Source organism: Nocardioides sp., from assembly GCF_035481145.1.
GTDB lineage: Bacteria > Actinomycetota > Actinomycetes > Propionibacteriales > Nocardioidaceae > Nocardioides.
This window is the reverse complement of sequence record NZ_DATIHB010000008.1, coordinates 57,001-81,216: the sequence shown is the minus strand read 5'-3', so window position 1 is coordinate 81,216 and position 24,216 is coordinate 57,001. Positions and strand designations below refer to the sequence as shown.

The window sequence follows — 24,216 nt, the reverse complement described above, 5'->3', positions numbered from 1 at the left end:
GCTCGCCGCGATCCGCACCCGCGTGCTCTTCATCGGCAGCCGCACCGATGCGATCGGCCCCGGTCCCGCCGTCGAGGCCGGCACGCGGTCGGTGCCCGGTGCGAGGTACGCCGCCGCCGACGGCCTCTCGCACCTTGGCCTCATCGCCGGGCCGAGGGCCGCCGACGTGTCGTGGCCGATCCTCGACGCGTTCCTCGCCGAGGTCTGAGCCAGCCGGCGGATCCCCGCAGGTCAGTGCCCGTGACCGCCGGGTCCCGCGGTGGTGCGAGCCGGTAGCAGCAGCGACATCGCGAGGACGACGACAGCGAAGGCAGCGCCGGTCAGCAGCGCCCAGTCCAGGCCGCCGACGAAGGCACTGGCTGCGCTGCTGCCCGTCTCGACGAGGTGGGTGGCGCGGCTCTGCAGGATCGCGATCAACAGCGCCATGCCGGCCGCTCCCGCAACCTGCTGGAGCGTGCCCAGCAGCGAACTGCCGTGGGAGTAGAGCTCGGGCGGCAGGGCACCCAGGCCGAGCGTGAACACCGGCGTGAAGACGCAGGCGAGGCACGACATCAGCGCCACGTGGAGCAGCACGATCTGCCAGTACGGCGTGGAGAGGTCGATGACCGAGGCCAGCGTGACGAGCGCGACGACCAGGCCCACCGCGCCCGGGATGACCAGCGGCCGCGTGCCGACACGGTCGAACACCCTGCCGACCCGCGGACCGAGCAGACCCATCGCGAGGCCGCCGGGCATGACCAGGAGGCCGGTCTCCAGCGTGCTGAGGCCGCGGTAGTCCTGCAGGTAGAGCGGCAGCAGCACCATCGCGCCGAAGAACGCCATGAAGGCCGCACACATCAGCAGCACGGCGACGGCGTACGTGCGGATCTTCAGGGTGCGGAGGTCCAGCAGCGGCGTGCCCCGGCCCTGGAGGACGATCTGGTAGACCACGAACGCGGCGACGAGCACGACGCCGGCGATCGTGAAGCCCAGCGGCTTGGCGAGGCTGCCCGCACCGAAGTCGCTCAGGCCGTAGACCAGGCCTGCGAAGCCCGCACCGGCGAGGATCACGCTGAGCCAGCTGACCGGGCCGGCCTTGGCCTCGCCGATGTTCTCGATCAGCGTGCGGCCGACGAGGCCCATCAGCAGCGCGAGCGGAAGGATCGCGCCGAAGATCAGGCGCCACGAGCCGAGCTCCAGGAGCAGGCCCGACACCGTCGGCCCCAGTGCGGGGGCCACCGAGATGGCCATCATCATGTTGCCCATCACGCGGCCGCGGTGGGCGACCGGGACGACCGTCATGACCGTCGTCATCAGCAGCGGCATCATCACGGCCGTGCCGGCACCCTGGACCGCGCGAGCCACCAGCAGCACGGCGTACGTCGGGGCGAGCATGCCGAGCAGCGTGCCGACGCAGAAGGTCGCCATGGCGACTGTGAACGCCGTCCTGGTCGTCACCCGCTGGAGGAACCAGCCGGTCAGCGGGATCACCGACGCCATGGTCAGCATGAAGACGGTGTTGACCCACTGGCTCGTGCGCGCGTCGATGCTGAAGTCGGCCATCAGGCGCGGAAGCGCGTTGATCATCGTGGTCTCGTTGAGGATCACCACGAAGGTGGCCGCGACGAGGAGCTTGACGACCAGCGGCGTGGTGAACGGTGCGTCGGGTGAGTCGACCGGCGCACCCGCGGTCGGATCGGCGGTCGGATCGGCGGTCGGATCGACCTCGAGGGAAGCAGACATGGTGGGGCCTTTCAGGGAGGGCGCGGGGTGGCATGACGCCGCCCGCTCATGCAGTCCACGAACGGGGCCCGGAGATCCGACAGCGCTCACCGCGACAGGAGCGCTCCGGTCAATACTGGGGGGCCAACTCCTGCAGGCGCCAATGAATTCCCTTGGTGGCCGATGCCAGCATGGAAGCCATGGACGTCCTCGGACCGACCACCCGCCTCGACGACCCCCTGGCGCCGTACCTCGCCGTCGACCGCTCGCGACCAGCAGGTCCGTGCTGGGTCCTGGCCAACATGGTCGGGGGCCTGGACGGCTCCGCAGCGATCGGCGGCCGGGTCGCCGCGCTCTCCACGAAGCCGGACGCGGCCCTCTTCCTCGCGATGCGGACGGTCGCCGACGTCGTGCTCGTCGGCGCGGAGACGATCCGGCGCGAGGGCTACGGGCCTCTGCTGCTGCCCAAGGTGCGGGCACAGGCCCGCCGTGACGCCGGCAAGCCCTCCTCACCCCGCCTGGCGGTGGTGAGCCGGTCACTCGACCTCGACTGGGCGGGTCGTGCCTTCACCGATCCGGCGCTCGACCAGCCGCCGTACGTCATCACCTGCGCGGCAGCCGATCCGCAGCGGCTGGCACGTGCGCGCGAGGCCGCCGAGGTGGTCGTGGCAGGTGACGAGCGGGTCGAGCCCGGTCTTGCGCTGCAGGAGCTCGCCACGCGCGGTGCCTCCGTCGTCCTCACCGAGGGCGGACCGACCCTTCTCGGCGAGATCGTCGCCGGCGGCCACCTCGACGAGCTGCTGCTCACCCTGTCACCCCTGATGGGCGGCGACCCCCTGCCGGTCGCCATCGCTCCCACCGGTGCGCCGCTGTCGGGCTTCGCGCTGCGCACCGTGCTCGCCGAGGGCAACACCCTCTTCCTGCGCTACGAACGCGGCGAGGTGCCCTCCCATGAGCAGTGACGACATCAGCACGGGCGACTTCGACGCACTCGCCGCGGCGACCGATGCCGCGATGCTGATCGTCACGACCGCGGACGGCGAGGAGCGCGGCGGCTGCCTCGTCGGCTTCCACAGCCAGTCGAGCATCGACCCGCCCCGCTACTCCGTGTGGCTCTCCAAGGCGAACCACACCTACCGGCTGGCGCTCCGCACCGATCACCTCGTGCTGCACTTCCTCGGCGAGGAGCACCGCGAGCTCGCCGAGCTCTTCGGCACCCGCACGGGCGACGACACCGACAAGTTCGCCGGTCTGGCCACCGGGACCGGCCCACACGGTGTGCCCGTGCTGCTCGACGTTCCCGGCCGTCTCGTCGTACGCCGCCTGGCGCTCCTGGACGAGGGCGGCGACCACGTCTGCCTGACCACCGAGCCGGTCCGGGTCGACGGCGGGGCACCACATGCGCCGCTGCGCCTCTCCGCGTGCTGCGACTTCACGCCCGGCCACAGCAACGACGAGCGGCACAGCCCGCCGACGGAGCGGGCCGCCGACTGACGCGGGTCAGCGCGGCCCGGGCCGGACGCTGATCTCCGGCATCATCGCGTCGCGGGGCAGGTCGAGCACGTGCAGGATCGTCGCGGCGACGGTCTCCGGCTGGATCCAGCGCTCCGCGTCGTACGCCGCGTCCTCCTGCTCGTGGACCTTCTCCTGCATGGGCGTCGCCGTGCGGCCCGGGAAGACGCTGGTCACGCGCACGCCGTGCGGCGCCTCCTCGCCGCGGAGCGCGTCGGCGAAGCCGCGCAGGCCGAACTTCGACGCCGCGTAGGCGCCCCAGCTCGGGTGGGCGTTGAGGCCGGCACCGCTGTTGACGAAGAGGACCGTGCCACGGGCGGCGCGGACGGCCGGGAGGCAGAGCTGCGTGAGCAGCATCGGCGCGACGAGGTTGACGGCGATCTGCGCCTGGACCTCCGCCGCGACCAGGTCGTGCGCGGGAGCCAGGTCGACGACGCCCGCCACATGGAGGACGGAGTCGAGGTGCGGCGGGAGGTTGGCACCGCCCAGCGCGTGTTCGAGGTGCGCCGGATCGGCGAGGTCGGCGACGACGACCCGCGCTCCGTCGTAGCGCTGCTGGAGCTCATGTGCCCGCTCGACGGAGCGGGCGAGCAGCACGAGCTCGTCGCCACGGGCGCGGAGCGCATCGGCCACGCAGGCTCCGATCCCGGAGCCTGCGCCGGTGACGAGGTGGACCCGGGCGCTCATCGGGTCAGGATGATCTTGCCGAAGACGTCACCGGCATGGAGCGCCGCGAACGCGTCGCGCGCCTGCTCCATCGGCACGGTGTGGTCGATGAGCGGCTTGTGGCCGGTCGCGTCGAGCATCTGCACGAGCGAGGCGAGCTCGGCGCGGGTACCCATCGTCGAGCCGATTACCTGCAGCTGCAGGAAGAAGATGTGCGGGAGCATCGCGTTGTCGAGGTGGGGGCCCGAGGTGTTGCCCGAGGTGACCAGCTTGCCGCCGGGACGGAGCGAGCGGATCGAGTGCTCCCACGTGGCGCGGCCGATCGTCTCCATGACCGCATCGACCTTGACCGGCAGCCGCTCGTTGGAGCCGAAGACATCGTGGGCACCGATCTCGAGCGCCTTCGTGCGCTTCTCCTCGTCGCGGCTGGTGGCATAGACCCTCAGACCGGCAGCGCGGGCGAGCACGATGCAGGCCGTCGCCACCCCGCCACCGGCGCCCTGCACCAGCACGGAGTCACCGGCCTTGAGGCCGCCCTGCGTGAAGAGCATCCGGTACGCCGTGAGCCACGCCGTCGGCAGGCACGCGGCCTCCTCGAAGCTCATGGACGCCGGCTTGGGCACGATGTTGCGGCGGGGCACGACGACCTTGTCGGCGAAGGTGCCCTGGTGCAGCTCGGAGAGGAGCGAGCGCTTCGGGTCGAGGGTCTCGTCACCCACCCAGTCCGGCGAGGAGATCACGGCGTGGACGACGACCTCGTTGCCGTCCTCGTCGTAGCCCGCGGCGTCGCAGCCCAGGATCATCGGCAGCCGGTCGGCCTTGAGGCCCACGCCCTTGAGCGACCACAGGTCGTGGTGGTTCAGGGAGGCTGCCTTGACGGTGACCGTGGTCCAGCCGTCCGGGGCGATCGGATCGGGGCGCTCCCCCACGACCAGCCCGTCGAGGGGTGACTCTGCGTTGAACGACTCGGCGTAGACGGCGAACATGCGGCCAACGCTATCGAGAACGTCATAGGACCTGGCCGCTAGGGCGACCAGGTCCTATGACGTAAGACGGGAGAGGTGTCAGGCGCGGGCGACACCGTCGCGACGGGCGGCTTCGGCCACTGCCTTCGAGACGGCCGGACCCACGCGCGGGTCGAACGGACCCGGGATGACCATGTCCTCGGCGAGCGCGTCACCGACGAGCTCGGCCAGCGCGTCGGCCGCCGCGAGCTTCATGCCCTCGGTGATCGCCGTGGCGCGGACGTCGAAGGCACCGCGGAAGATGCCCGGGAAGGCCAGGACGTTGTTGATCTGGTTCGGGAAGTCCGAGCGGCCGGTGGCCACGACGCGGGCGTACTTGTGCGCCACGTCCGGGTGGACCTCGGGGTCCGGGTTCGCCATCGCGAAGATGATCGCGTCGGCGGCCATCGTCGCGACGACCTCCTCCGGCACGGTGCCACCGGAGACGCCGAGGTAGACGTCGGCGCCCTTCATCGCGTCCGCGAGCGAACCCGTGCGGCCGTTGCGGTCGGCGGTGATCTCGGCGAGCGAGCGCTTGACCGGCGTCAGGTCGGAGCGGTCGGAGCTGACGATGCCGCGGCGGTCGATGACCGCGATGTCGGTGATGCCCGCGCCGATGAGGATCTTGGCGATCGCGACACCGGCAGCACCGGCGCCCGAGATCACGACGCGCGTGCCCTCCGGCGTACGGCCGGTGAGCTTGAGGGCGTTCTTGAGGGCGGCCAGGGCCACGACGGCGGTGCCGTGCTGGTCGTCGTGGAAGACGGGGATGTCGAGGCGCTCCTTGAGGCGGTCCTCGATCTCGAAGCAGCGCGGCGCCGAGATGTCCTCCAGGTTGATGCCGCCGAAGCTCGGAGCGAGCCGGACGACGGTCTCGATGATCTCCTCGGTGTCGGTCGTGTCCAGGCAGATCGGGATGCCGTCGACGCCGCCGAACTGCTTGAAGAGGATCGCCTTGCCCTCCATCACCGGCATGGCGGCGGCGGGGCCGATGTCGCCGAGTCCGAGCACCGCGGTGCCGTCGGTGACGACCGCGACGGTGTTGGGCACCCACGTGTAGTGCTGGGTGAGCTCGGGGTTCTCGGCGATCGCGGTGCAGACACGGGCGACACCCGGCGTGTAGGCGAGCGAGAGCTCGTCGGCGCCGGCGAGCTCCACCGACGACTTGATCGCCATCTTGCCGCCTACGTGGAGGTCGAACACCGGGTCCCCGGCCAGCGGGTGGCCCTCGGACTGGACGGCGGTCTCGAGCTCAGACATTTCGGCAGGACTTTCGGGGCGTTCGACAGATTCGGGAGCGCCGCTCGACGCGAATGGTGTGTCGCGGAGCAGCCAGACAGGGGTTCACCCTCGCTCGGCATCCTTTCACAAGGGAGCGCAGTCCGACACGGGCGGTACGGGAATGTGATGCAACCGGCACCCGCGACGCACCAGCCGGGCGACCGCCAGCACGTCCGCCTCGGGAACGGTTCCGCGGTGCCGCGAGTCGATCCCTTCGGTCGCGTTGTCGCTGAGCAGCCACCAGCCCGGCGCCCCGGTCCTCGTCGTACGCCGCTCGGCCGCGCGCTTCACGGCCAGGGTGCCGTCGACGAACCGGGCCAGGACGACGTCGCCGACAGCGGGCTCGCGGCCCCAGCGCACGAGCAGCCGGTCGCCCTCGCGCAGGCCGGGCTCCATCGACCGTCCGCGCACGACGGCCCAGCCCCACCGACGTCCTCGCATGGGGAGTAGTGTCGCAGTCGCACAGATGTCACCCACGAAGGAGCTGTCGAGCATGCTGTTCGCCCCCACCGTCGAGGCCCAGGCCCACTGCGACCTCCCCTGCGGTGTCTACGACCCCGCCCAGGCCCGCATCGAGGCCGAGTCGATCAAGGCGCTGATCGCCAAGGTCAACGACTCCGACGACCCCGACTTCCGCACCCGCGCCGTCCTGATCAAGGAGCAGCGCTCCGAGCTGGTCAAGCACCACCTCTGGGTGCTGTGGACCGACTACTTCAAGGCCCCGCACTTCGAGAAGTACCCGCAGCTCCACACCCTCTTCAACGAGGCCACCAAGCTCGCGGGTGCTGGCGGCACGAAGGGCACTCTCGACGCTGGCGTCGCCGACGAGCTGCTCGCCAAGATCGACGAGATCGCCGGCATCTTCTGGGAGACCAAGAAGGCCTGATGCTCTCCCGACAGGGCCCGCTCGCTCCGGCGCGCGGGCCCTGTCGCATTTCATCCACCCGGCGCAGGGCCTGTGGATGGACAGATGCGTGCGTGCCGGATCCGGCGTCTGATGGAGCGGTGGACACCGAAGCCCTCGTGATCGCACACCTGCCACTCGTCGACCGCTGCGCCCGGCGCTTCCGCGGCTGGGGCGAGGCGCACGACGACCTCGTCCAGGCAGGGCGCCTCGGCCTGCTCCACGCCGCCAGGAGGTACGACGCGGCGCGCGGCGTCCCCTTCGCGGCGTACGCGGTGCCGACGGTGCTCGGCGAGATGCGCCACCACCTGAGGGACCGCAGCAGGTTGCTGCGCGGACCGCGGGGTGCCAACCAGCCGGTGGTGGAGGAGTTGGCGGACGGATTCGTGACCGACCCCGCTCCCGCGGAGGCCTACGAGCAGGTGGAGCTGCGGCTGGTCCTGCTCCCCCAGCTCGACCTGTTGCCCGACCCTGAGAGCGCGGTCATCAGGCTCCGCTTCCTCGACGGGCTCACCCAGGATGCCGTGGCGGATCGGCTCGGGGTCAGCCAGGCGCAGGTCTCCCGGCTGCAGGCGCGGGCGCTCGCCCGGCTGCGCCGCAGGCTCAGGCCTCCGACTGCGCGAGGTGGTTGATCGACTTCGGGTGGAAGAGGCCGACGAGCACGACGACGGCGGTCGCGGCGATGGCCCACGCGGTGACCGCCTGCCACCGTGCCGGGTCGCCCTTGACGAAGCTCCACGCGACGCCGAGATGGATCAGCTGGGCCATGACGATCGGGCTGCGTGCCCAGGACCTGCCACGGACGACCTGCCCCCCACACGCACCGAGCATGAGCGCCCACAGGAGGAAGCCGAGGATCGTCGTCCAGTTCATCGCAGCCCGCTCGGAGGCGAAGCTGAGTGCCTGTGCGATCGCCAGACCGAGGAAGGTGACTGCCTGGAGCAGCGTCACCGCTGACGCTACGGCGAGCGGGCGCGGAGCGACGGAGCCGGGGGAATTAAACACGGCGACAATCTACTTGTGACCAAAGTGACGGCCCGCAGGGGTTGTCGTTCGTGCGTAGGATTGACAACCTTGCGTGTGCGTTCGTGAAAAGATTCGCGACGCCACCTCATCTTTCCGCGCGTCCGCGGCCTTCACCCGAGGCCGACGCGCAACACCCAGCAACCAAAGGGAGTACACCCAGCCGTGGATTGGCGTCACGAATCAGCCTGCCTCGACGAGGACCCGGAGCTGTTCTTCCCGATCGGAAACACGGGCCCGGCGATCCTCCAGATCGAGGAGGCCAAGCAGGTGTGCCGACGCTGCGACGTTCGCGAGCAGTGCCTCGCCTGGGCCCTCGAGGCCGGTCAGGACCACGGCGTCTGGGGCGGCCTCAGCGAGGACGAGCGCCGCGCGCTCAAGCGCCGCAACGCCCGGGCCCGCGTCCGCACCGCTTAAGTCCCCGGGGCGATCAGCCCCGCTGCACGACCGGCACGTCGATCTCGACGCGAGTGCCGGTCGTTGTCATGTGGGCAGCGCCCAGCGTGAGCTGACCGTCGAGCTCCGACTCCACGAGGGTCCGGACGATCGAGAGCCCCAGGCTCGTCGACTGGTCGGGGTCGAAGCCGTCGGGCAGGCCCACTCCGTCGTCCTCGATGACCACGTGCAGCCGGCCCACCGCGCGTCGCACCTCGACGGCGATCCGCCCGACCCGGTCGGAGTCGGTCACGTCGAGCTGCCGGTAGCCGTGCTCGACAGCGTTCTGCAGGACCTCGGTCAGCACCATGGCCAGCGGCGTCGCGGTGTCGGAGTTGAGGATCCCGAACGTCCCCTCGCGGCGTACGGCGACGGCGTGGCCGATGCCGCCGACGTCGGCCACCATCCGCCCGAGCCGGTCGGCGATCTCGTCGAACGCCACGGTCTCCTCCACCGCCTGGCTCAACGTCTCGTGGACCAGCGCGATCGAGCCGACGCGGCGGACGGCCTCCTCGAGCGCGAGTCGCGCGTCCTCGTTGCCCATGCGGCGAGCCTGGAGCCGCAGCAGCGCGGCGACGGTCTGCAGGTTGTTCTTCACCCGGTGGTGGATCTCGCGGATCGTGGCGTCCTTGGTGACGAGCTCACGGTCGCGACGGCGGAGGTCGGAGACGTCGCGGACCAGGATCACTCCCCCGACCGGCTCGCCGTCGGGCGCGAGCGGTAGGGAGCGCAGGATCAGTGCCATGCCGTCCGAGGCGACCTCGGTGTCGCGGGCGACCCGGCCCCCGAGCACCGCGCTGAGTGTCTCCTCGTCGGGGCGGTCGCGTGGCGGCACCAGGTTGCGGGTCAGCTCGGCGAGCTCCTGGCCGACGAGGTCACCTGCGTGGCCGAGGCGGCGGTAGACCGAGAGCGCGTTGGGTGAGGCGTAGCTGACCCGACCGCGAGCGTCGAGCCGGATGAAGCCGTCGCCGACCCGCGGCGTGTCGGCGTGGTCGCTGCGCGGCCCGGGCACCGGGAAGGCACCGCGCGCGATCATCCGGGTCAGCTCGCTCGCCGTCTGCGTGTAGGTGAGCTCGAGGTGGCTCGGCGTCCGCACGCCCAGCAGGTTGGTGGTGCGGGCAACGACCGCGAAGACCCGGCCACCCCGCCGGACCGGTATCGCCTCCTGGCGCACTGGCACGTCGAAGACCCACGCAGGATCGCCCTCGCGGGCCAGCCGGCCGGTCTCGTACGCCGTGTCGAGCAGGTTGCGCCGCCCCTGCGGCAGGAACGTCCCTGCGACGTCGTCGAGCAGTGCCGTCGGGCCCGTGGTCGGGCGCTGCTGCGCACCGGCCCAGAATCCGCGCCCGTCGCGGTCCGGAAGCCACAGCACGAGATCGGCGAAGGAGAGGTCCGCCACGATCTGCCAGTCCGCGAGGAGCAGCTGGAGCCAGGCCAGCTCGTCGGTGTCGAGATCCGTGTGCGCACGGGCGATCTCGTCCAGGGTCGGCATGGGCCGAGAGTACGGCCCTCCGGTAGTCAAACAAGCCAATTCGCCTGGGGTGGGCCCGGCTGGCACCATGTGCCCCATGCCGCTGCCGACAGATCGCCCCCTGGACGACCTGACCGCCGAGCTGACCCGGCTGCTGGGCAGCACGGACCCGCGCCAGCGCACGCAGGAGGCCTACCGGCGCCTCTCGGGCTGGATCCGCGAGGGCGCATACGACGACGTCCTGGTCGGGCTGGGCGACGGCATGGTGACCGGGGTCGAGGTCGGCCTCGGCCAGTCCGAGAGCGACACGGTCTTCCGCCGGAGCTGGTCGGTCAAGGTCCTCGCCGACTGCATCGCACGCGACAACGAGGCGCAGGTCCTCTCCCCTCGCCAGCTTCTCGTCTGGGGCGACCGGATCGCCACCTGGTTCGTCCGCGAGCGCGACCTCCGGGGTCACGTCACGGGCAAGGGACCCGCGCTCGCACTGGCACACGGTGCCGACGCGGTGGCCGAGCTGGGCCGCTCCCCCCACTTCGGCGTCGCCGAGCTGACCGTCCTGCTCGACGTCCTCGCCGACCGCCTGCTGCTCCCGACCGGCTGCCGCCTGGTTGCCGGCGAGCCCGACCGGCTCGCCCGGGCGACGGTGACGATCCTCGCCCGCGACCTGGTCCCGCTCAGCATCCTGGAGCCGTGGATCGCGCGGCTCGCCAACGGTGCCGTGGCCGTCGACCCCGAGGGGGCCGTCGCCTGTCGCGCGTTCAACACCCAGGCGTTCCTGCGGGCCCTCTACCTCCAGGTGGCCCACGGGCCGGAGCGCCCCGGCGTCCGGTCCGACCTGCTGCTGGTCATCGTGGAGGCGCTGCGCGAGACGACACTCGAGCTCCGCTCGCCTCGCCCGAACCTCCGCCCCGTCCGCTGAAATGCGACGAACCCCCGGGGCCAGAGGCTCGGGGGTTCGGTGCGCTTGGCGCTGAGTCGGTGACTCAGGCGTTGGGGCGCTTGCCGTGGTTTGCGCCCTTCTTCTTGCGAGCGCGGCGCTTGCGGCCAGTCTTGCCCATGGGATCCTCCTCGATCGCGGAACGGCTCATCTTCCCAGACGACTGCGTCCGGGTCGAATCCGGGGGTCTGGCGCTCGAATCGGTCAGTCGGTCGTGGTGATCCGGACCTGGACCTCGCGCAGCTGCACGAGCACCCGCGCCCGGAGGCCCTCCGGCGCCGACTCGTGGCAGGAGCGTGCGACGACCTGCTTCACGGTGCGCTCCAGGTCGTACTTCTTCAGACAGGGCCCACACTCGTCGAGGTGGTGGCGGACTGCACTGCAGTCGGCCTCGTCGAGCTCGTTGTCGAGGAAGAAGACGATGCGCTCGAGGTAGTCGGCGCAGTCCTCCCCCCGGCGGTGCTCGTGGCCCTCCTGCTCAGGTGCGCTCACGAGACGACCTCCTCACGGGTCAGACCGAACATGTCGTTCTCGCGGACGTAGTCCTCCAGCAGCGTGCGCAGCTGGCGGCGTCCGCGGTGGAGCCGGGACATCACGGTGCCGATGGGGGTGTCCATGATCTCGGCGATCTCCTTGTACGGGAAGCCCTCGACGTCGGCGAGGTAGACCGCGAGACGGAACTCCTCGGGGAGCCGCTGAAGGGCGTCCTTCACCTGCGAGTCGGGCAGGTGCTCGAGCGCTTCGTGCTCCGCCGACTTCAGTCCGGACGACGTGTGCGACTCCGCGCGCGCGAGCTGCCAGTCCTCGACGTCCTCGGACATCGACTGCTTGGGCTCACGCTGCTTCTTGCGGTAGCTGTTGATGAACGTGTTGGTGAGGATGCGGTACAGCCACGCCTTGAGGTTGGTGCCCGGCTTGAACTGGTGGAAGGCGGCGAACGCCTTCGCGAAGGTCTCCTGCACCAGGTCCTCGGCATCAGCGGGGTTGCGCGTCATGCGCAGCGCCGCCGAGTAGAGCTGGTCGAGGAAGGGCAGGGCATCGCGCTCGAAGCGGAGCGAACGCTCGGCATCGGTCTCGTTCTCAGGCACCACGTCAGTCATCGCCTCCCAGAATAGTTCAGCGCTGGCGGGCGCGGCGGAACCCGCGGTGCTGCGGGCTGCGCGGTCGAGTACGGCGTTCACGTCGATGCTCAACGGCACCGCCGTCCGATTTCTTCCGCCGGGGTCTTTTCAGCTCCGCGCGATCTCTCTCACGATCCACTCCAGGGTGGCTTCGACGACCACCGAGAGGGCATCAGCCTGGGAGAGCGGAGCGGACTTGGGAACCTTGAAGGCGTGGTCCGCGGCGGGGACGACCGCCATTTCGGTCCCGTCGGGGAACTCCTCGGGACGGCCGAACGGGTCCCGCTCCCCCTGGATGACCAGGGTCGGCACGCGCGACCCCGTGAGCTCGTCGACGCGGGACTTCTCCGGCTTCCCCGGCGGGTGGAGCGGGAACGAGAGCGCCAGACAGCCACTCGCGCCGAGCTCGCGCGCACAGCGCGCTGCGGAGCGGGCACCCGCCGAGCGGCCACCGACGACGAGCGGCGTACGCGGCCGGATCTGGTCAGCCACCGAGCGGAGCGCCACGTCGAGCGACGCCGGGGAGCCGGCGATCTTGCGACCTGCCACGCGCCACGGCTGCTCGAGGAGCAAGACGCTGATGCCCTGACCGGGCAAGTGATGGGCGAGCGCCGCGAGGTCGGCTGCATCGATGCCGCCACCCGCGCCGTGGCTCAGCAGGAGGTTGGCGATCGGCCGCTTGGACCGGTGGGCGACCAACCGGGCGGGGCCCTGCGGCGTCTCGAACGTCCGGCTCTCGGTCACGCGTCCATCATGCCTGTAGCGGGAGTGGGGCAACCAGCTCCGGGCCGTTGTTGCGCACGTTGCCCACGGCCGAGGAGACGGGGTAGGCCGTCAGCCGGCCGGGGGCAGCAGGCTCGAGCAGGTCGAGGAGCGCCGCCCCCTCGCGCGCGGGATCGAGCCACTCGTCCCACCGGTCGCGCTCGACCATCAGCGGCATCCGGTCGTGGATCATCCCGAGCTCGTCGGTCGCCTCGGTCGTGATCACGGTGCAGGTCCACAACCAGCGGTCGGGTGCGTCGTCGGCCTTAGTCGGATCACGCCACAACTCGTAGAGGCCAGCCATCGGCAGCACTCCCCCGTCCGTGGGCCGGATGAAGAAGGGCTGCTTCCGCGCCTTCCCCTTGGCGTCGAGCTCCTCCGTCGGATACCACTCGTAGTAGCCGTCGGCGGGCACCAGGCAGCGACGTACGGCGAGGGCCTTGCGGAAGGCGGGCTTCTCCGCGAGCGTCTCGAGCCGGGCGTTGATCATGCGCGGACCGATGGAGCGCTCCTTGGCCCACGAGGGGACCAGGCCCCAGCGGACGACACGTAGCTGGCGCTCCTCGTCCTTGGGGTGCTCCATGACCGCGTAGACCTCGTCGGTGGGAGCGACGTTCCAGCTCGCGTCGACCTCGTGGGCGAGGTGTGCCGTCGCGTCGAACTCCTCGATCAGCTCGTCGGGACGGCGGGAGGAGGCGTAGCGACCGCACATGGCGCCACGATAGACCCGGGCCGGCCGCGTCCCCCCGTCAGGCGCGGCCAGCCCGGACGTCCCCCGAGAAGGTCTGTGTCTAGCGGGCGAGCTCGTCGAGCAGGAGGGCGGCGACCTCGTCCGAACCCGGGAGGCCCTCGATCCACACGCGGGTCGGGAAGTCCGCCGACGCCAGCAGTGTGCGTACGAGCGCGACCCGACGTCCGAGAATCGGGTCGCGCTCGACGACAGCGACGACCCGGCGAGCGCCGAGGCGGCCGATCGTCTCGGCGCCATCGAAGACGGTGCCGGCAGACTGGCCGACACGTGCCAGGCGCAGGGTGCGCGAGAAGCCGGCGTCCGGAGCCGTGAGCGTCTCGATGGTCTCCGGCAGGTCGATCACGACAAGCGCGTGCTGCTGCGCGACGTCACCGCCCGAGCGGGCTGCGCCGCGGTAGAGCTCGGCGATCCGGCTGCGCACATGGGCCAGGCTGGCGAGGCCCGTGAGCGGGTCCTCGCAGGAGATCTGGTGGAGGTAGGCGAGCGTCGCCTCGCTCCAGGCGATGCTGATGGCACGGACGGCGTCGTACGCCGGGTCCGTGCCGAGCACGGCCTGGGTGGTCTGGCGCAAGGCCTCGAGCACCTCGTCGAGGGCGGCACCGTCCTGGGCGAGCCGGCGACCGACGACGTCGTAGACGTCGAGGGAGCGTGATCCCGAGGCAAGGACCTCTCCCACTGCCTCGAACCGGCGCGGCAGACCTGCGCGCACCTGCTCGGACAGCTCCCGCCCTGCCTCGGAACCGCCCGCGTGGCCACGGCGACGTGTCGTCAAAAGCCCCACGGTTGCTCCCCTCTGTGTCTTGCTCCACCGAAAGTCCTACGAGACCCGCCCCCGTCATGCGGGCCTCGTACGCCGATGGAACGGTGCAGTCACGCGGCCATGACGTGGTTCTGCGAAGAATTTTCGGACCACCCCGGGAAAAGGTCGCTGCTGCGTACGATTGGCGTCATACATCCGCGAGCTGATCGTTGAGTAGACGTGACCGACACCCTGACGCCACAGGAGACGGGCGATGCCGAGCTGATCTCGGCCGTCCGTGGTGGTGACGTCTCCGCGTACGGTCCCCTCTTCGAGCGCCACGTCGAGGCGGCCCGCCGCCTCGCACGCCAGCTGGTCGGTGCGGCCGACGCGGACGACCTCGTGTCCGATGCGTTCGCCAAGGTGCTGCGCGTCCTGCAGGGCGGCGGTGGCCCGGACGTCGCCTTTCGCGCGTACCTGCTGACGTCGATCCGCCGGCTCCACGTCGACAAGATCCGGGCCAACTCGCGGCTGCACTCGACTGACGACATGGAGGCCTTCGACCCGGGCGTCCCGTTCCGTGACACCGCGGTCGAGGGGTTCGAGAGCGCGGCGGCCGCGAAGGCGTTCGCGTCACTGCCGGAGCGCTGGCAGGCCGTGCTCTGGCACACCGAGGTCGAGGGCCAGAAGCCTGCCGAGGTCGCCGCTCTGCTCGGGATGACCCCCAACTCGGTCTCCGCCCTCGCCTACCGGGCCCGCGAGGGCCTGCGCCAGGCGTTCCTCAACTCCCACGCCATGGACGTCGAGGACGACGCCTGCGCCTGGACCCACCAGCACCTCGGCGGCTACATCCGCAACGGCATCAGCAAGCGCGACGCGGGCAAGGTCGAGAAGCACATCGACGAGTGCCGCAAGTGCATGGCGATCTACCTCGAGCTCACCGAGGTCAACAACAACCTCGCCGCGATCCTCGCGCCGCTGCTCCTCGGCAGCGCAGGCATCGGCTACCTGGCCACCGCCGGCGCAGCGACCAAGGGCGCGTTCCTTCTCTTCGTCGACCGCATCAAGGACGGGATCAGCTCCAACGGGCCCGCTGCCGCTGCGACGGGTGTCGTCGCCGCCGGCGTCATCGCCGCCGGCACCGTCTTCGCGCTGCAGAGCGGTGGCGAGAAGTCCACGCCTCCCCAGGCCGACGCACCGGCGCCGCCCGCAGCGACAGCCCCTGCGGACACCGCTCCCCCGGCAGACGTCCCGCCACCGCTGGACGCACCGGAGTCCGCAGCCCCGACCAGCACGGCGCCTTCGCCGACCACCACGTCCAGCCCGACCTCCGAGCCCACCAGCGAGCCGACCGACGAGCCGACGGTCGACCCCACGCCGACCCCGACGCCCACTCCGACGCCGACGCCGACGGACGAGCCGGTCGGCTTCACCGCCTCGCCGACGGTGACCCCGTCGTCGAGCGGCGACGGCACCTCGACCATCGAGATCGCCGTCGACGGGATTCCCGCCGGCGAGACCGTCGAGGTGACCTGGGCGAGCGCCGCTGCTCCGCAGCGCACCGCTGCGCGACGGCAGTACCTCGAAGGAGAGGTCACGACCGAGCCGACGGGCGTCGACGTCGCGTGCTCCGACAACGACTGCGTTCTCACCGCGACGCGCGACAGCCTGACGCTCACCGCGAAGGTCCTGGGCGACCAGCCGCAGAAGCTGACGATCACGCTCATCCCGTCTGCCGGCATCAACGACACCGACAGGAGCGACAACAGCACGACGGTCACGCTCCAGCCGGCTGTCGTCGACCCGGAGCCCACCGGCTACGACGCCGTCCTGGACGTCACCGAGCTGGGCAAGGGCTCCGGCAAGTACACCGCCACGGTCACCGGCGTTCCCGCTGGCCTGACGGCGACGCTCACCGCATCGGTACCAAGCGTGCTCGGTGGCTTCAGCGAGGTCCCCGACGGCTGCCAGGTCAGCGGTGTTCTCGCCATCGGGATCCTGGGCCAGACCGTCGTGTGCACGAGCGTCACCAACGGCGCCGTCCTTCCCTTCCGGGTCGACGGCATCGTGACCGGCGACCCGACCTTCCGGGTGGACGTCCCTGGCGACACCGAGGCGGGCTACGCGGAGTCCGACCCGTCGGACAACGTGTGGCCGCGACCCGGATCAGGGTCGATACCCTTCTCCCCGTGACGATCACCCCTACCGATCCAGCAGAGCCCTGGCCCGCTCCTCGCGCACTCGCACCCGTCGACGTGACGGTCTCGCTCCCCGGATCGAAGTCGCTCACCAACCGTGCCCTGCTGCTGGCAGCGATCGCCGACGGCCCCTCCGTCGTACGCCGTGCCCTGCGGTCGCGCGACACCCTGCTGATGGCAGGCGCGCTGACCGCGATCGGTGCCGCCGTCGACACGAGCGGCGAGGACTGGACCGTGACGCCGGGCGCGTTCGACCGGGACGCCGGGGTCGACTGCGGCCTCGCCGGCACCGTGATGCGCTTCGTGCCTCCGGTCGCGGCCCTGTCGACCGGGGCGATCTCCTTCGACGGTGACGAGCACATGCGCAACCGCCCGGTGGGCGAGGTCCTCTCCGCGTTGAGGAGCCTCGGCATCGAGATCTCCGAGGGCGACCGGCTCCCCTTCACCGTCCGCGGCGCGGGCTCTGTGCCGGGCGGCGCGGTGACGGTCGACGCGTCGAAGTCGTCCCAGTTCATCAGCGCGCTCCTGCTGGCTGGTGCGCGCTACGACAAGGGAGTCGATGTGAGGCACGTCGGAGCGCCTGTGCCCTCGCTCCCCCACATCGAGATGACCGTGCAGATGCTGCGCGAGCAGGGCGTCGAGGTCGACGACTCCGACGCGGACCGCTGGAGGGTCGCCCCCGGCCGCGTCGCACCGGTCGACCTGGTGGTCGAGCCAGACCTCTCCAACGCTGCGCCGTTCCTCGCCCTGGCCGCGGTCTCGGGTGGGTCCGTCACGGTCCGCGACTGGCCCCGACGGACCACGCAGGCAGGCGATGCGCTGCGCCAGATCCTCGCCGACATGGGCTGCACCGTCTCGCTGACGACCGACGGCCTCACCGTCGAAGGACCCGCCTCGCTCAACGGCGTCGAGCTCGACCTCCACGACGTCGGGGAGCTGGCTCCGGCCGTCGCCGCGCTGTGCGCGCTCGCGGACACCCCGTCCCGGTTGACGGGGATCGAGCACATCCGGGGCCACGAGACCGACCGCCTCGCCGCGCTCGCCACCGAGCTCTCCGCGCTCGGTGCCCACGTCACCGAGCTCGAGGACGGGCTCGAGATCAGCCCCGCTCCCCTGCACGGTGGCCTCTTCCGCACCTACGCCGACCACCGCATGGCCCACGCCGGCGTGATCATCGGCGCCGCGGTCGAGGGTGTCCTCGTCGAGAACGTCGCAACCACCTCCAAGACGTTCCCCGACTTCGCCGACTTCTGGTCGGGGCTCTTCCCGAGCTGATGGTGACCAGGCGATGAGCGGACGACAGCGGTACTCGGAGCACGACCACGAGCACTACGAGCGCCCCCGGCGCCGCACGCGCCCACGCACCAAGGACCGCCCGACGTACGACGAGGCCGTCGACGGGCTCGTGGTGACCGTCGACCGCGGCCGGTTCACGCTGCTGGTCGACGGTCGGCTGATCTACGCGATGAAGGCCCGGCCGCTGGGGCGCAAGGGCGTCGTCGTCGGTGACCGAGTGCGGGTGGTCGGCGACGTCTCCGGCGACGACGGCACGATGGCCCGCATCGTCGAGGTCACGCCGCGCAAGACCACGTTGCGCCGGACGGCGGACGACGACGACCCGGTCGAGCGGATCATCGTCGCCAACGCCGACCAGCTGGTCGTCGTGACCGCCTTGGCCGACCCCGAGCCGCGGCCGCGGCTCATCGATCGCGCACTCGTGGCGGCGTACGCGTCGGGGATGAAGCCGGTCCTCTGCCTCACCAAGGCGGACCTGCGCGATGCGGAGACGCTGCTGTCGACGTACCGCTCGCTCGGAGTGCCGTACGTCGTGACGGAGCGCGGCGGCGACCTCACCGAGGTCCGTGCTGTCCTCGGAGGGCACACCAGTGTGCTGGTCGGCCACTCGGGCGTGGGCAAGTCGACGCTGGTCAACGCGCTGGTGCCCACCGCCGGGCGCGAGGTCGGCCACGTCAACGCGGTCACCGGCCGTGGTCGCCACACGTCCACCAGCGCCTACCTGCTGGAGCTCCCGGCCTCGACGGGCTCGACCGACGGAGCCGGCTGGATCATCGACACCCCCGGCATCCGGTCCTTCGGGCTGGCCCACGTCGAGCCGGAGATGCTGATCGAGGCGTTCCCCGATCTCGACGAGATGACCGAGGAGTGCCCGCGCGGCTGCACGCATGGCACGGGCGAGCCCGAGTGCGGCCTCGACGAGGCGATCGCAGCGGGCGAGGTCGACACGGAGCGCGTCGAGTCGTTCCGCCGTCTGCTCGCTGCCCGCGAGTCGACCGACTACTGACGCGGCCCGAAACACCACACAGGCCATTGCCGAGGGAGGTCTCTCCCCAGGCGCCGCTTCTGGTCGGACGGAGCGTGGTGATTCGGGTCATCGTCGGGCCATGGACACGATCGACCCCGTGGAAGCCGTACGCCGAGCGGGCGGCATCATGCGTCGCCAGGAGCTCCTCGAGCTCGTGCCCCGGAAGGTCCTGGACCTCACCGTCGGGGGCGGCGCTCTCGAACGGCACGGCCGCAGCTCGCTCGCGCTCCCCGGGATCGCAGCCGACCGTGCCGCTGCACACCGCGTCGGCGGGACCCTGACGGGCCTGAGTGCTGCGCGCGCCTGGGGCTGGAAGGTGAAGACCGAGCCACGACTCCCGGTCGTCACGGTTCCGCGCGACCGACACCATGCCCATGCCGGGATCGAGGTACACCGCGGGGATCTCCCGGACGGTGACGTCACCGATCATCGGCTCACCCGGGTGGCGACCGTGGTGGACTGTGCTCGAACGTTGCCCTTCGATGCCGCGCTGGCCGTGGCGGACTCTGCCCTGCGGGAGGGCAAGGTCACGCGTGAGGCGCTCCATGCACGAGCGGCCCGTGTGCCGAGGGGCCGCGCGCGGGTGTCCCGGGTGATCGAGTCCGCGGACCGAAGGGCGGCCAACCCCTTCGAATCCGTCGCACGCGCGATCGCACTCGACGTACGCGGGTTCGAGGTCGAACCCCAGGGCTGGGTGGGAGGCGACCGGCACAGTGATCTCGTCGACAAGCACCTCCGGGTCGCCGTCGAGTGCGACTCATGGAGCTACCACGCCGACGAGAGAGCCTGGCGCCATGACGTACGCCGCTACAACGAGATGGCGCTCGATGGCTGGCTGGTGATCCGGCTGCTCTGGGAGCAGGTGATGTCCCAGCAGGACCAGGTGCGCCGCATCTTCGAGCGGGCCGTCGCCCTCGCCCTCGCTCGCACCTGAAACACCACACTCCGGATCTCGACGCCGCCGCAGGCTGGTTGGTTGACGCTGGAACGGGGCGTCTCGGCGCCGAAGTGTGGTGGTCCGGGTCAGCCTCTACGGAAGGAGCCCGCCCCAGACGGCGGTCGCGCCGGAGTGGCCCGCCCGGAACGCGAGCCAGAGCACGACGACGGCGGCGAGCGGCTGGAGCACGAGGAGTGCCGGGCGAAGGAAGCGGGCGGCCGCGCCGCCCCCGACGCCGCGGACGCTCGTCACCGGGAGCACCCACCACGACGCCACAGCGAGGATCGCGAGGATCCACACCGCCCAGACCAGCTGGCGCCCGAACTCGCTGTGCTCGGTCACCGCCTGCCCCAGCGCCGGGACGTCCTCGACGAACGCCTTGCCGCTCAGGTAGGCGACCTCCACCGCCACGGCGCCCACGAGCGCGAGCCCGGCCGTCACGTGGCGCAGGATGCGCCGCCACGCCCGGACGACGGCGTACAGGAGGGCCAGGAGGGCAGCGACCGGGGCGAGCACGACGGCTGCGTGGACGACCAGGGGGTGGAGTGGAAGACCGTCGATGCTCATGCCCCGAACGTACCGAATAGCCTGTCCCCATGGCTGCTGACTACACCGACGACCTGCGCCTCGCGCACGTGCTCGCCGATGACGCCGACTCGATCACGCAGGACCGCTTCAAGGCGCTCGACCTGCACGTGATGAGCAAGCCGGACCTGACCCCGGTCACCGACGCCGACCAGGCCGTCGAGGAGTCGATCCGCCGTACGCTCGGTCGGGCCCGCAGCCGCGACGCGGTCCTCGGCGAGGAGCAGGGCTCGACCGGCCACAGCCAGCGCCGCTGGATCATCGACCCGATCGACGGCACCAAGAACTTCGTCCGCGGCGTGCCTGTCTGGGCCACGCTCATCGCCCTCGAGGTCGACGGCGAGGTCGTCCTCAGCGTCGTCTCCGCTCCCCTGCTCCAGCGTCGCTGGTGGGCGGCGAAGGGCCAGGGCGCCTACACCGGTCGCAACCTTCTGAAGGCGGTGCAGATCCACACCTCCGACGTACGCCGCCTGGAGGACGCCTCGTTCTCCTACAGCTCGCTGACGGGCTGGGAGGAGCGCGACCAGCTCGAGGACTTCCTCTCGCTCTCGCGGCGGGTGTGGCGCACGCGCGCCTACGGCGACTTCTGGAGCTACATGATGGTCGCCGAGGGCGTGGTCGACATCGCGGCCGAGCCGGAGCTCGAGCTCTACGACATGGCCGCACTCGACGTCATCGTGCGCGAGGCGGGCGGCACCTTCACCTCGCTCGACGGCAAGCCCGGCCCGTGGGGTGGCAACGCGGTCGCGACCAACGGTCACCTCCACGATGCCGCACTGGCCTTCCTCGGCTCCGTCGACGACGACACCGATCCCGACGGGGAGCGCGGCCCCGGGAGCGTTGCCCTGTTCAGCCGCCGTCCACAGGGCTAACTTGAGATCGAGGGGTCAACTCGACGAGGAGTCACCGGATGCAGATCAGCGACGTTCTCCGTGGCAAGGCCGACCAGGCGGTGGTCACCATCGCGCCCGGCGCAGGTGTGCGTGACCTGCTCGCGCTCCTGGCCGAGCACAACATCGGTGCGGTCGTGGTCAGCCCCGACGGGGAGACGATCGCCGGCATCGTGTCGGAGCGCGACGTCGTCCGCCGGCTCCACGCCGACGGCACGGTGATCAACAACGTCGTGTCGGCGATCATGACCAGCGCCGTGCGCACCTGCTCACCCGGCGACGACCTCGACGCCGTGCTCGGCATCATGACCGCCGGGCGCTTCCGCCACATCCCGGTCTGCGACGGGCCGACCTGCGTCGGAATCGTCAGCATCGGCGACCTGGTCAAGCACAAGATCGACCAGCTCCAGTTCGAGCGCGACCAGCTCGACCAGTACGTCCACCAGACCTGACCGTCAGCCCGGCTGGCGCGCTGGAGGGACTGCCTGACAAGGCGCCTGAGGGAAGGCGGTTTTCAAGCGGAGCGGGCCGTCGACCGAGGGCAACGCCGTCAGGCGCCCCTCCGCCGTGTCAGCCGACCTTGAGGAGGTCGACGACGAAGATAAGCGTCTCGTTGGGCTTGATGACGCCGAGGTCGCGGTTGCCGTAGCCGAGGTGCGGCGGGATCACGAGCTGACGACGACCGCCGACCCTCATGCCCTGCACACCCTGGTCCCAGCCGGCGATGACGCGGCCGCCACCGAGCGGGAACTGGAAGGCAGCACCACGGTTGTACGACGCGTCGAACTCCTCGCCCGTCGACAGGGCGACACCGACGTAGTGGACGGCGACGTTCTTGCCGACGACGGCCTCGTCGCCGTCACCCTCGACGAGGTCGGTGATGACGAGATCGGTGTAGGTCTGCGTGGGGTCGACGAACTCGACTTCAGGCTTCTGGCTCATGGACCGAAGTCTGTCACGACCGCCGAAGCCGGGTGCTCACCAGGGCAGGTCGTCCTCGACGGCCGCGTCGACGCCGGCGACGACGCGGGCAGCCTGACCGCGCAGCTCGACGACATCGCCGTCCTGCAGCTGGCGGCCGCGCCGGGTGTCGACCTCACCGTTGACCTTCACGAGGCCAGCGGGGCAGACCTCCTTCGCCTCCGCGCCGGTGTCGATCAGGTTGGCGAGCTTGAGGAACTGGCCCAGCCGGATCACCTCCTCGCGCACGGGCACGTCGACGGGCTCGGGACCCTTCGGGGTGCGCGGCGCGGCCTTGCGGCGCAGGCCGCTCAGGCGGGGCCTCATCCGAAGATCCAGACTGCACCGGCCACGAGCGGCACGACGCCGAGCAGGAGCCACGGCGAGAGCCAGCGCCGCTGGTGGATGACGAGCGCGGCCGCCATCCCGGCCACCCCGAACGCTGCGGCGTTGGCCAGCAGCACCCACTGGCCGGCCGGCTTCGACACGATCGTGCCCGCGATCAGCACCCAGCCACCGGCCAGGAGGAAGGCGACGACCACGACCAGCGCCGACATCACCCAGCGCTGCACCCGACGCACCGACGCGTCGTCGTACGTCGCCTGGCGCGCGGGCAGGGCGTGCGGGTCCATCAGGTGCCGGGCGCGCCGCGGCTGTGCCTGACCGGACGGGGGCCGCTCGGGGAGGTTGGTGCTCATGGAGCCATTCTCCCTCAGCCGACGAGCGCTCAGTGCAGCACGACGGTGAGTGCGTGGATGATCACGCCGACGAGGCCACCGACGATCGTGCCGTTGATCCGGATGAACTGCAGGTCGCGACCGACGTGGAGCTCGATCCGGTCCGAGGCCTCCTTGCCGTCCCACTGCTCGATGGTGTGGGTGATCACGGCGGTCAGCTCCGAGCCGTAGCGCGTCACGCCGAAGACCGCGGCGTCGGCGGCCATCCCGTCCAGACGAGCACGCAGCTCCGGCTCGGCCAGCAGCCGGCGTGCGAAGGCGACGACCTCCTCCTCGAGCCGCTGCGCGAGCGGGCCGTCGGGGTCCTGCAGGGCGCCGGCCAGGGCGTTCTTGAGGGCGGTCCACAGCGAGATCGCGGTCGTGGTGAACTGCGGGTGGTCGAGCATGCGGACCTTGAAGTTCTCGGCACGCTCCTGCGTCGCGGCGTTGGTCAGCAGGTCGTCTCCCAGCCGCGCGAGCATGGAGTCGAGCGCCTTGCGAGCCCGGTGCCGGGGATCCTGGCGGATGTCACCAAGCCAGCGGATCGCCTCGACGTGGAGCCGCTCGGTGACCATCTCGTTGAGCCGGTCGGGAGCCCACCACGGCGCGCGCTCCATCAGGACGTCGGCGAACGTCTCGGGGTTGTGGGTGACCCAGCCGTGGAGCTCCTCGAGGGCGAGGTCGACCAGGCCGTGGTGGAGGTCGTCGCGGACCGCCTCGGTGACGAACGTGCCCAGGATCGGCGCGATCGGCTCCTCGCGGAACCGGGGCACCAGCGCCATCTCCACCAGATCGGTGATGTGCTCGTCCTTCACCTTGGCCAGCGCGATCGAGGCGACCTCCATGCCCTCGGCGACCACCTTGCGCGCGTTGGCCCGGTCGACGGCCCAGGTGCCGATGCGGCGGCTCAGCTCGGCCGAGGTCACGCGGTCGCGGATGATCTCCTCCTGGAGGAAGTTCTCCCCCACGAACTCCTCCAGGCCGCGCCCCAGCTCGTCCTTGCGCTTCGGGATCAGCGCCGTGTGCGGCACCGGCAGGCCGAGCGGGTGCCGGAAGAGCGCGGTCACCGCGAACCAGTCGGCCATCGCGCCGACCATGCTCGCCTCGGCGCCGGCGTTGACGAACCCCAGGAAGCCGTCGCGGCCCAGCGTCGCGGCGTACACAACGGCGGCGAAGACCAGCAGGCCCAGCGCCACTGCGCGCATCCGCCGCAGCGCCGTACGCCGCGCAGCGTCGGCCGCGGAGTCGACGCCCGTGAGGCCGGCCGGACCAGGGGAGCTCGTCAGCGTGTCCACGCCGG

At 71.0% G+C, this 24,216-nt stretch carries 30 protein-coding genes and 1 pseudogene; 13 read left to right on the top strand and 18 right to left on the bottom strand.

The genetic code is table 11. The features are described from left to right. Positions 1 to 208, top strand: a pseudogene (locus VLF38_RS01275) (alpha/beta hydrolase); the annotation flags it as partial. A 23-nt stretch (positions 209 to 231) separates the two neighbouring features. On the opposite strand, the gene VLF38_RS01270 reads toward VLF38_RS01275, so the two are convergent. Next, a complete protein-coding gene (locus VLF38_RS01270) occupies positions 232 to 1,722 on the bottom strand; it encodes an MDR family MFS transporter (RefSeq protein WP_325269479.1) in 1,491 nt (496 codons plus the stop codon). Positions 1,723 to 1,901: 179 nt separating this feature from the next. Here VLF38_RS01270 and VLF38_RS01265 point away from each other — a divergent pair, with 179 nt between their 5' ends. Together VLF38_RS01265 and VLF38_RS01260 are read left to right on the top strand one after the other, a co-directional pair. Then, positions 1,902 to 2,663: a dihydrofolate reductase family protein gene (locus VLF38_RS01265; protein ID WP_325269478.1), complete on the top strand. Its 762-nt coding sequence runs from the start codon at positions 1,902 to 1,904 to the stop codon at positions 2,661 to 2,663. Beyond that, positions 2,653 to 3,195: a flavin reductase family protein gene (locus VLF38_RS01260; protein ID WP_325269477.1), complete on the top strand. Its 543-nt coding sequence runs from the start codon at positions 2,653 to 2,655 to the stop codon at positions 3,193 to 3,195. The genes VLF38_RS01265 and VLF38_RS01260 overlap by 11 nt, the downstream gene beginning before the upstream one ends. Before the next feature lie 6 nt (positions 3,196 to 3,201). Here VLF38_RS01260 and VLF38_RS01255 read toward each other — a convergent pair whose 3' ends face one another. The 4 genes from VLF38_RS01255 to VLF38_RS01240 form a co-directional block, all read right to left on the bottom strand. Beyond that, positions 3,202 to 3,900, bottom strand: coding sequence for an SDR family oxidoreductase (locus tag VLF38_RS01255; protein WP_325269476.1), 699 nt, complete (start codon positions 3,898 to 3,900; stop codon positions 3,202 to 3,204). Further along, a complete protein-coding gene (locus tag VLF38_RS01250; RefSeq protein ID WP_325269475.1) occupies positions 3,897 to 4,865 on the bottom strand; it encodes a zinc-binding dehydrogenase in 969 nt (322 codons plus the stop codon). Before VLF38_RS01250 ends, VLF38_RS01255 begins: the two co-directional genes overlap by 4 nt. Before the next feature lie 78 nt (positions 4,866 to 4,943). After that, on the bottom strand, positions 4,944 to 6,143 hold the full coding sequence (locus VLF38_RS01245; protein WP_325269474.1) for an NADP-dependent malic enzyme: 1,200 nt from the start codon (positions 6,141 to 6,143) through the stop codon (positions 4,944 to 4,946). 105 nt (positions 6,144 to 6,248) lie between these two features. Beyond that, complete coding sequence (locus tag VLF38_RS01240) at positions 6,249 to 6,659, bottom strand: S24/S26 family peptidase (protein ID WP_325269473.1); 411 nt, start codon at positions 6,657 to 6,659, stop codon at positions 6,249 to 6,251. Here VLF38_RS01240 and sodN point away from each other — a divergent pair. Together sodN and VLF38_RS01230 are read left to right on the top strand one after the other, a co-directional pair. Further along, on the top strand, positions 6,649 to 7,050 hold the full coding sequence (gene sodN, locus VLF38_RS01235) for a superoxide dismutase, Ni (protein WP_219907161.1): 402 nt from the start codon (positions 6,649 to 6,651) through the stop codon (positions 7,048 to 7,050). The two genes, VLF38_RS01240 and sodN, sit on opposite strands and share 11 nt — an antisense overlap. Positions 7,051 to 7,169: 119 nt before the next feature. Beyond that, the gene (locus tag VLF38_RS01230; RefSeq protein WP_325269472.1) at positions 7,170 to 7,700 is read left to right on the top strand and encodes a sigma-70 family RNA polymerase sigma factor; all 531 of its coding nucleotides are present in this window, start codon (positions 7,170 to 7,172) and stop codon (positions 7,698 to 7,700) included. On the opposite strand, the gene VLF38_RS01225 is transcribed toward VLF38_RS01230, so the two are convergent. Beyond that, on the bottom strand, positions 7,672 to 8,073 hold the full coding sequence (locus VLF38_RS01225) for a hypothetical protein (protein WP_325269471.1): 402 nt from the start codon (positions 8,071 to 8,073) through the stop codon (positions 7,672 to 7,674). The two genes, VLF38_RS01230 and VLF38_RS01225, sit on opposite strands and share 29 nt — an antisense overlap. 183 nt (positions 8,074 to 8,256) lie before the next feature. Between VLF38_RS01225 and VLF38_RS01220 the strand changes: the two genes are divergently transcribed. Next, on the top strand, positions 8,257 to 8,508 hold the full coding sequence (locus tag VLF38_RS01220; RefSeq protein WP_107699106.1) for a WhiB family transcriptional regulator: 252 nt from the start codon (positions 8,257 to 8,259) through the stop codon (positions 8,506 to 8,508). Between the two features lie 13 nt (positions 8,509 to 8,521). Here the strand turns inward: VLF38_RS01220 and VLF38_RS01215 are convergent, their stop codons facing one another. After that, complete coding sequence (locus tag VLF38_RS01215; protein WP_325269470.1) at positions 8,522 to 10,018, bottom strand: sensor histidine kinase; 1,497 nt, start codon at positions 10,016 to 10,018, stop codon at positions 8,522 to 8,524. Between the two features lie 76 nt (positions 10,019 to 10,094). On the opposite strand from VLF38_RS01215, the gene VLF38_RS01210 reads away from it, so the two are divergent. Beyond that, positions 10,095 to 10,916, top strand: a complete 822-nt coding sequence (locus VLF38_RS01210) for a DUF2785 domain-containing protein (RefSeq protein WP_325269469.1) — start codon at positions 10,095 to 10,097, stop codon at positions 10,914 to 10,916. 64 nt (positions 10,917 to 10,980) lie between these two features. On the opposite strand, the gene VLF38_RS17345 is transcribed toward VLF38_RS01210, so the two are convergent. From VLF38_RS17345 to VLF38_RS01185, 6 genes are all read right to left on the bottom strand, one after another. Continuing rightward, the gene (locus tag VLF38_RS17345; protein ID WP_369759046.1) at positions 10,981 to 11,055 is read right to left on the bottom strand and encodes a 50S ribosomal protein bL37; all 75 of its coding nucleotides are present in this window, start codon (positions 11,053 to 11,055) and stop codon (positions 10,981 to 10,983) included. An 83-nt stretch (positions 11,056 to 11,138) separates the two neighbouring features. Then, a complete protein-coding gene (rsrA, locus tag VLF38_RS01205; protein ID WP_107699103.1) occupies positions 11,139 to 11,426 on the bottom strand; it encodes a mycothiol system anti-sigma-R factor in 288 nt (95 codons plus the stop codon). Beyond that, positions 11,423 to 12,034 (bottom strand): sigma-70 family RNA polymerase sigma factor, encoded by a 612-nt coding sequence (locus tag VLF38_RS01200; protein ID WP_325269468.1) that lies wholly within the window; start codon positions 12,032 to 12,034, stop codon positions 11,423 to 11,425. The genes rsrA and VLF38_RS01200 overlap by 4 nt, the downstream gene beginning before the upstream one ends. 129 nt (positions 12,035 to 12,163) lie before the next feature. Continuing rightward, the gene (locus tag VLF38_RS01195) at positions 12,164 to 12,799 is read right to left on the bottom strand and encodes an alpha/beta family hydrolase (RefSeq protein WP_325269467.1); all 636 of its coding nucleotides are present in this window, start codon (positions 12,797 to 12,799) and stop codon (positions 12,164 to 12,166) included. A gap of 7 nt (positions 12,800 to 12,806) precedes the next feature. After that, positions 12,807 to 13,529: an SOS response-associated peptidase gene (locus VLF38_RS01190; protein WP_325269466.1), complete on the bottom strand. Its 723-nt coding sequence runs from the start codon at positions 13,527 to 13,529 to the stop codon at positions 12,807 to 12,809. 79 nt (positions 13,530 to 13,608) lie between these two features. Beyond that, entirely contained in the window at positions 13,609 to 14,349 is a 741-nt protein-coding gene (locus VLF38_RS01185; RefSeq protein ID WP_325269465.1) for a hypothetical protein, read from the bottom strand. Positions 14,350 to 14,547: 198 nt separating this feature from the next. On the opposite strand from VLF38_RS01185, the gene VLF38_RS01180 reads away from it, so the two are divergent. The 4 genes from VLF38_RS01180 (at position 14,548) to VLF38_RS01165 (ending at position 19,762) form a co-directional block, all read left to right on the top strand. Further along, a complete protein-coding gene (locus VLF38_RS01180) occupies positions 14,548 to 16,500 on the top strand; it encodes a sigma-70 family RNA polymerase sigma factor (protein ID WP_325269464.1) in 1,953 nt (650 codons plus the stop codon). Further along, positions 16,497 to 17,780, top strand: a complete 1,284-nt coding sequence (aroA, locus tag VLF38_RS01175; RefSeq protein ID WP_325269463.1) for a 3-phosphoshikimate 1-carboxyvinyltransferase — start codon at positions 16,497 to 16,499, stop codon at positions 17,778 to 17,780. The genes VLF38_RS01180 and aroA overlap by 4 nt, the downstream gene beginning before the upstream one ends. Positions 17,781 to 17,793: 13 nt before the next feature. Next, positions 17,794 to 18,807: a ribosome small subunit-dependent GTPase A gene (rsgA, locus tag VLF38_RS01170; RefSeq protein ID WP_325269462.1), complete on the top strand. Its 1,014-nt coding sequence runs from the start codon at positions 17,794 to 17,796 to the stop codon at positions 18,805 to 18,807. Positions 18,808 to 18,907: 100 nt separating this feature from the next. Next, positions 18,908 to 19,762, top strand: a complete 855-nt coding sequence (locus tag VLF38_RS01165; RefSeq protein ID WP_325269461.1) for a hypothetical protein — start codon at positions 18,908 to 18,910, stop codon at positions 19,760 to 19,762. Positions 19,763 to 19,858: 96 nt separating this feature from the next. On the opposite strand, the gene VLF38_RS01160 is transcribed toward VLF38_RS01165, so the two are convergent. Then, positions 19,859 to 20,332, bottom strand: a complete 474-nt coding sequence (locus VLF38_RS01160) for a DUF2231 domain-containing protein (protein WP_325269460.1) — start codon at positions 20,330 to 20,332, stop codon at positions 19,859 to 19,861. 29 nt (positions 20,333 to 20,361) lie between these two features. Between VLF38_RS01160 and hisN the strand changes: the two genes are divergently transcribed. Beyond that, entirely contained in the window at positions 20,362 to 21,222 is an 861-nt protein-coding gene (hisN, locus tag VLF38_RS01155; RefSeq protein WP_325269459.1) for a histidinol-phosphatase, read from the top strand. A 38-nt stretch (positions 21,223 to 21,260) separates the two neighbouring features. Next, the gene (locus tag VLF38_RS01150; RefSeq protein ID WP_325269458.1) at positions 21,261 to 21,692 is read left to right on the top strand and encodes a CBS domain-containing protein; all 432 of its coding nucleotides are present in this window, start codon (positions 21,261 to 21,263) and stop codon (positions 21,690 to 21,692) included. A gap of 118 nt (positions 21,693 to 21,810) precedes the next feature. On the opposite strand, the gene VLF38_RS01145 is transcribed toward VLF38_RS01150, so the two are convergent. Genes VLF38_RS01145 through VLF38_RS01130 form a run of 4 tightly spaced genes read right to left on the bottom strand, consistent with a single transcriptional unit; the run spans position 21,811 to position 24,211 of the window. After that, on the bottom strand, positions 21,811 to 22,182 hold the full coding sequence (locus VLF38_RS01145; protein ID WP_325269457.1) for an FKBP-type peptidyl-prolyl cis-trans isomerase: 372 nt from the start codon (positions 22,180 to 22,182) through the stop codon (positions 21,811 to 21,813). A gap of 36 nt (positions 22,183 to 22,218) precedes the next feature. Continuing rightward, positions 22,219 to 22,527: an RNA-binding S4 domain-containing protein gene (locus tag VLF38_RS01140; RefSeq protein WP_325269456.1), complete on the bottom strand. Its 309-nt coding sequence runs from the start codon at positions 22,525 to 22,527 to the stop codon at positions 22,219 to 22,221. Continuing rightward, positions 22,524 to 22,898 carry a hypothetical protein gene (locus VLF38_RS01135; protein ID WP_325269455.1) on the bottom strand — a complete coding sequence of 125 codons (375 nt, stop codon included), beginning with the start codon at positions 22,896 to 22,898 and terminating at the stop codon, positions 22,524 to 22,526. Before VLF38_RS01135 ends, VLF38_RS01140 begins: the two co-directional genes overlap by 4 nt. Positions 22,899 to 22,927: 29 nt before the next feature. Further along, complete coding sequence (locus VLF38_RS01130) at positions 22,928 to 24,211, bottom strand: DUF445 domain-containing protein (RefSeq protein WP_325269454.1); 1,284 nt, start codon at positions 24,209 to 24,211, stop codon at positions 22,928 to 22,930. Positions 24,212 to 24,216: the final 5 nt, after the last annotated feature.

Coding starts and splice junctions, on each gene's coding strand:
- VLF38_RS01270 (WP_325269479.1), bottom strand. CDS start 1,722: ATGTCTGCTTCCCTCGAGGTCGATCCGACCGCCGATCCGACCGCCGAT.
- VLF38_RS01265 (WP_325269478.1), top strand. CDS start 1,902: ATGGACGTCCTCGGACCGACCACCCGCCTCGACGACCCCCTGGCGCCG.
- VLF38_RS01260 (WP_325269477.1), top strand. CDS start 2,653: ATGAGCAGTGACGACATCAGCACGGGCGACTTCGACGCACTCGCCGCG.
- VLF38_RS01255 (WP_325269476.1), bottom strand. CDS start 3,900: ATGAGCGCCCGGGTCCACCTCGTCACCGGCGCAGGCTCCGGGATCGGA.
- VLF38_RS01250 (WP_325269475.1), bottom strand. CDS start 4,865: ATGTTCGCCGTCTACGCCGAGTCGTTCAACGCAGAGTCACCCCTCGAC.
- VLF38_RS01245 (WP_325269474.1), bottom strand. CDS start 6,143: ATGTCTGAGCTCGAGACCGCCGTCCAGTCCGAGGGCCACCCGCTGGCC.
- VLF38_RS01240 (WP_325269473.1), bottom strand. CDS start 6,659: ATGCTCGACAGCTCCTTCGTGGGTGACATCTGTGCGACTGCGACACTA.
- VLF38_RS01215 (WP_325269470.1), bottom strand. CDS start 10,018: ATGCCGACCCTGGACGAGATCGCCCGTGCGCACACGGATCTCGACACC.
- VLF38_RS01210 (WP_325269469.1), top strand. CDS start 10,095: ATGCCGCTGCCGACAGATCGCCCCCTGGACGACCTGACCGCCGAGCTG.
- VLF38_RS01200 (WP_325269468.1), bottom strand. CDS start 12,034: ATGACTGACGTGGTGCCTGAGAACGAGACCGATGCCGAGCGTTCGCTC.
- VLF38_RS01190 (WP_325269466.1), bottom strand. CDS start 13,529: ATGTGCGGTCGCTACGCCTCCTCCCGCCGTCCCGACGAGCTGATCGAG.
- rsgA (WP_325269462.1), top strand. CDS start 17,794: ATGAGCGGACGACAGCGGTACTCGGAGCACGACCACGAGCACTACGAG.
- VLF38_RS01165 (WP_325269461.1), top strand. CDS start 18,908: ATGGACACGATCGACCCCGTGGAAGCCGTACGCCGAGCGGGCGGCATC.
- VLF38_RS01160 (WP_325269460.1), bottom strand. CDS start 20,332: ATGAGCATCGACGGTCTTCCACTCCACCCCCTGGTCGTCCACGCAGCC.
- hisN (WP_325269459.1), top strand. CDS start 20,362: ATGGCTGCTGACTACACCGACGACCTGCGCCTCGCGCACGTGCTCGCC.
- VLF38_RS01150 (WP_325269458.1), top strand. CDS start 21,261: ATGCAGATCAGCGACGTTCTCCGTGGCAAGGCCGACCAGGCGGTGGTC.
- VLF38_RS01145 (WP_325269457.1), bottom strand. CDS start 22,182: ATGAGCCAGAAGCCTGAAGTCGAGTTCGTCGACCCCACGCAGACCTAC.
- VLF38_RS01140 (WP_325269456.1), bottom strand. CDS start 22,527: ATGAGGCCCCGCCTGAGCGGCCTGCGCCGCAAGGCCGCGCCGCGCACC.
- VLF38_RS01135 (WP_325269455.1), bottom strand. CDS start 22,898: ATGAGCACCAACCTCCCCGAGCGGCCCCCGTCCGGTCAGGCACAGCCG.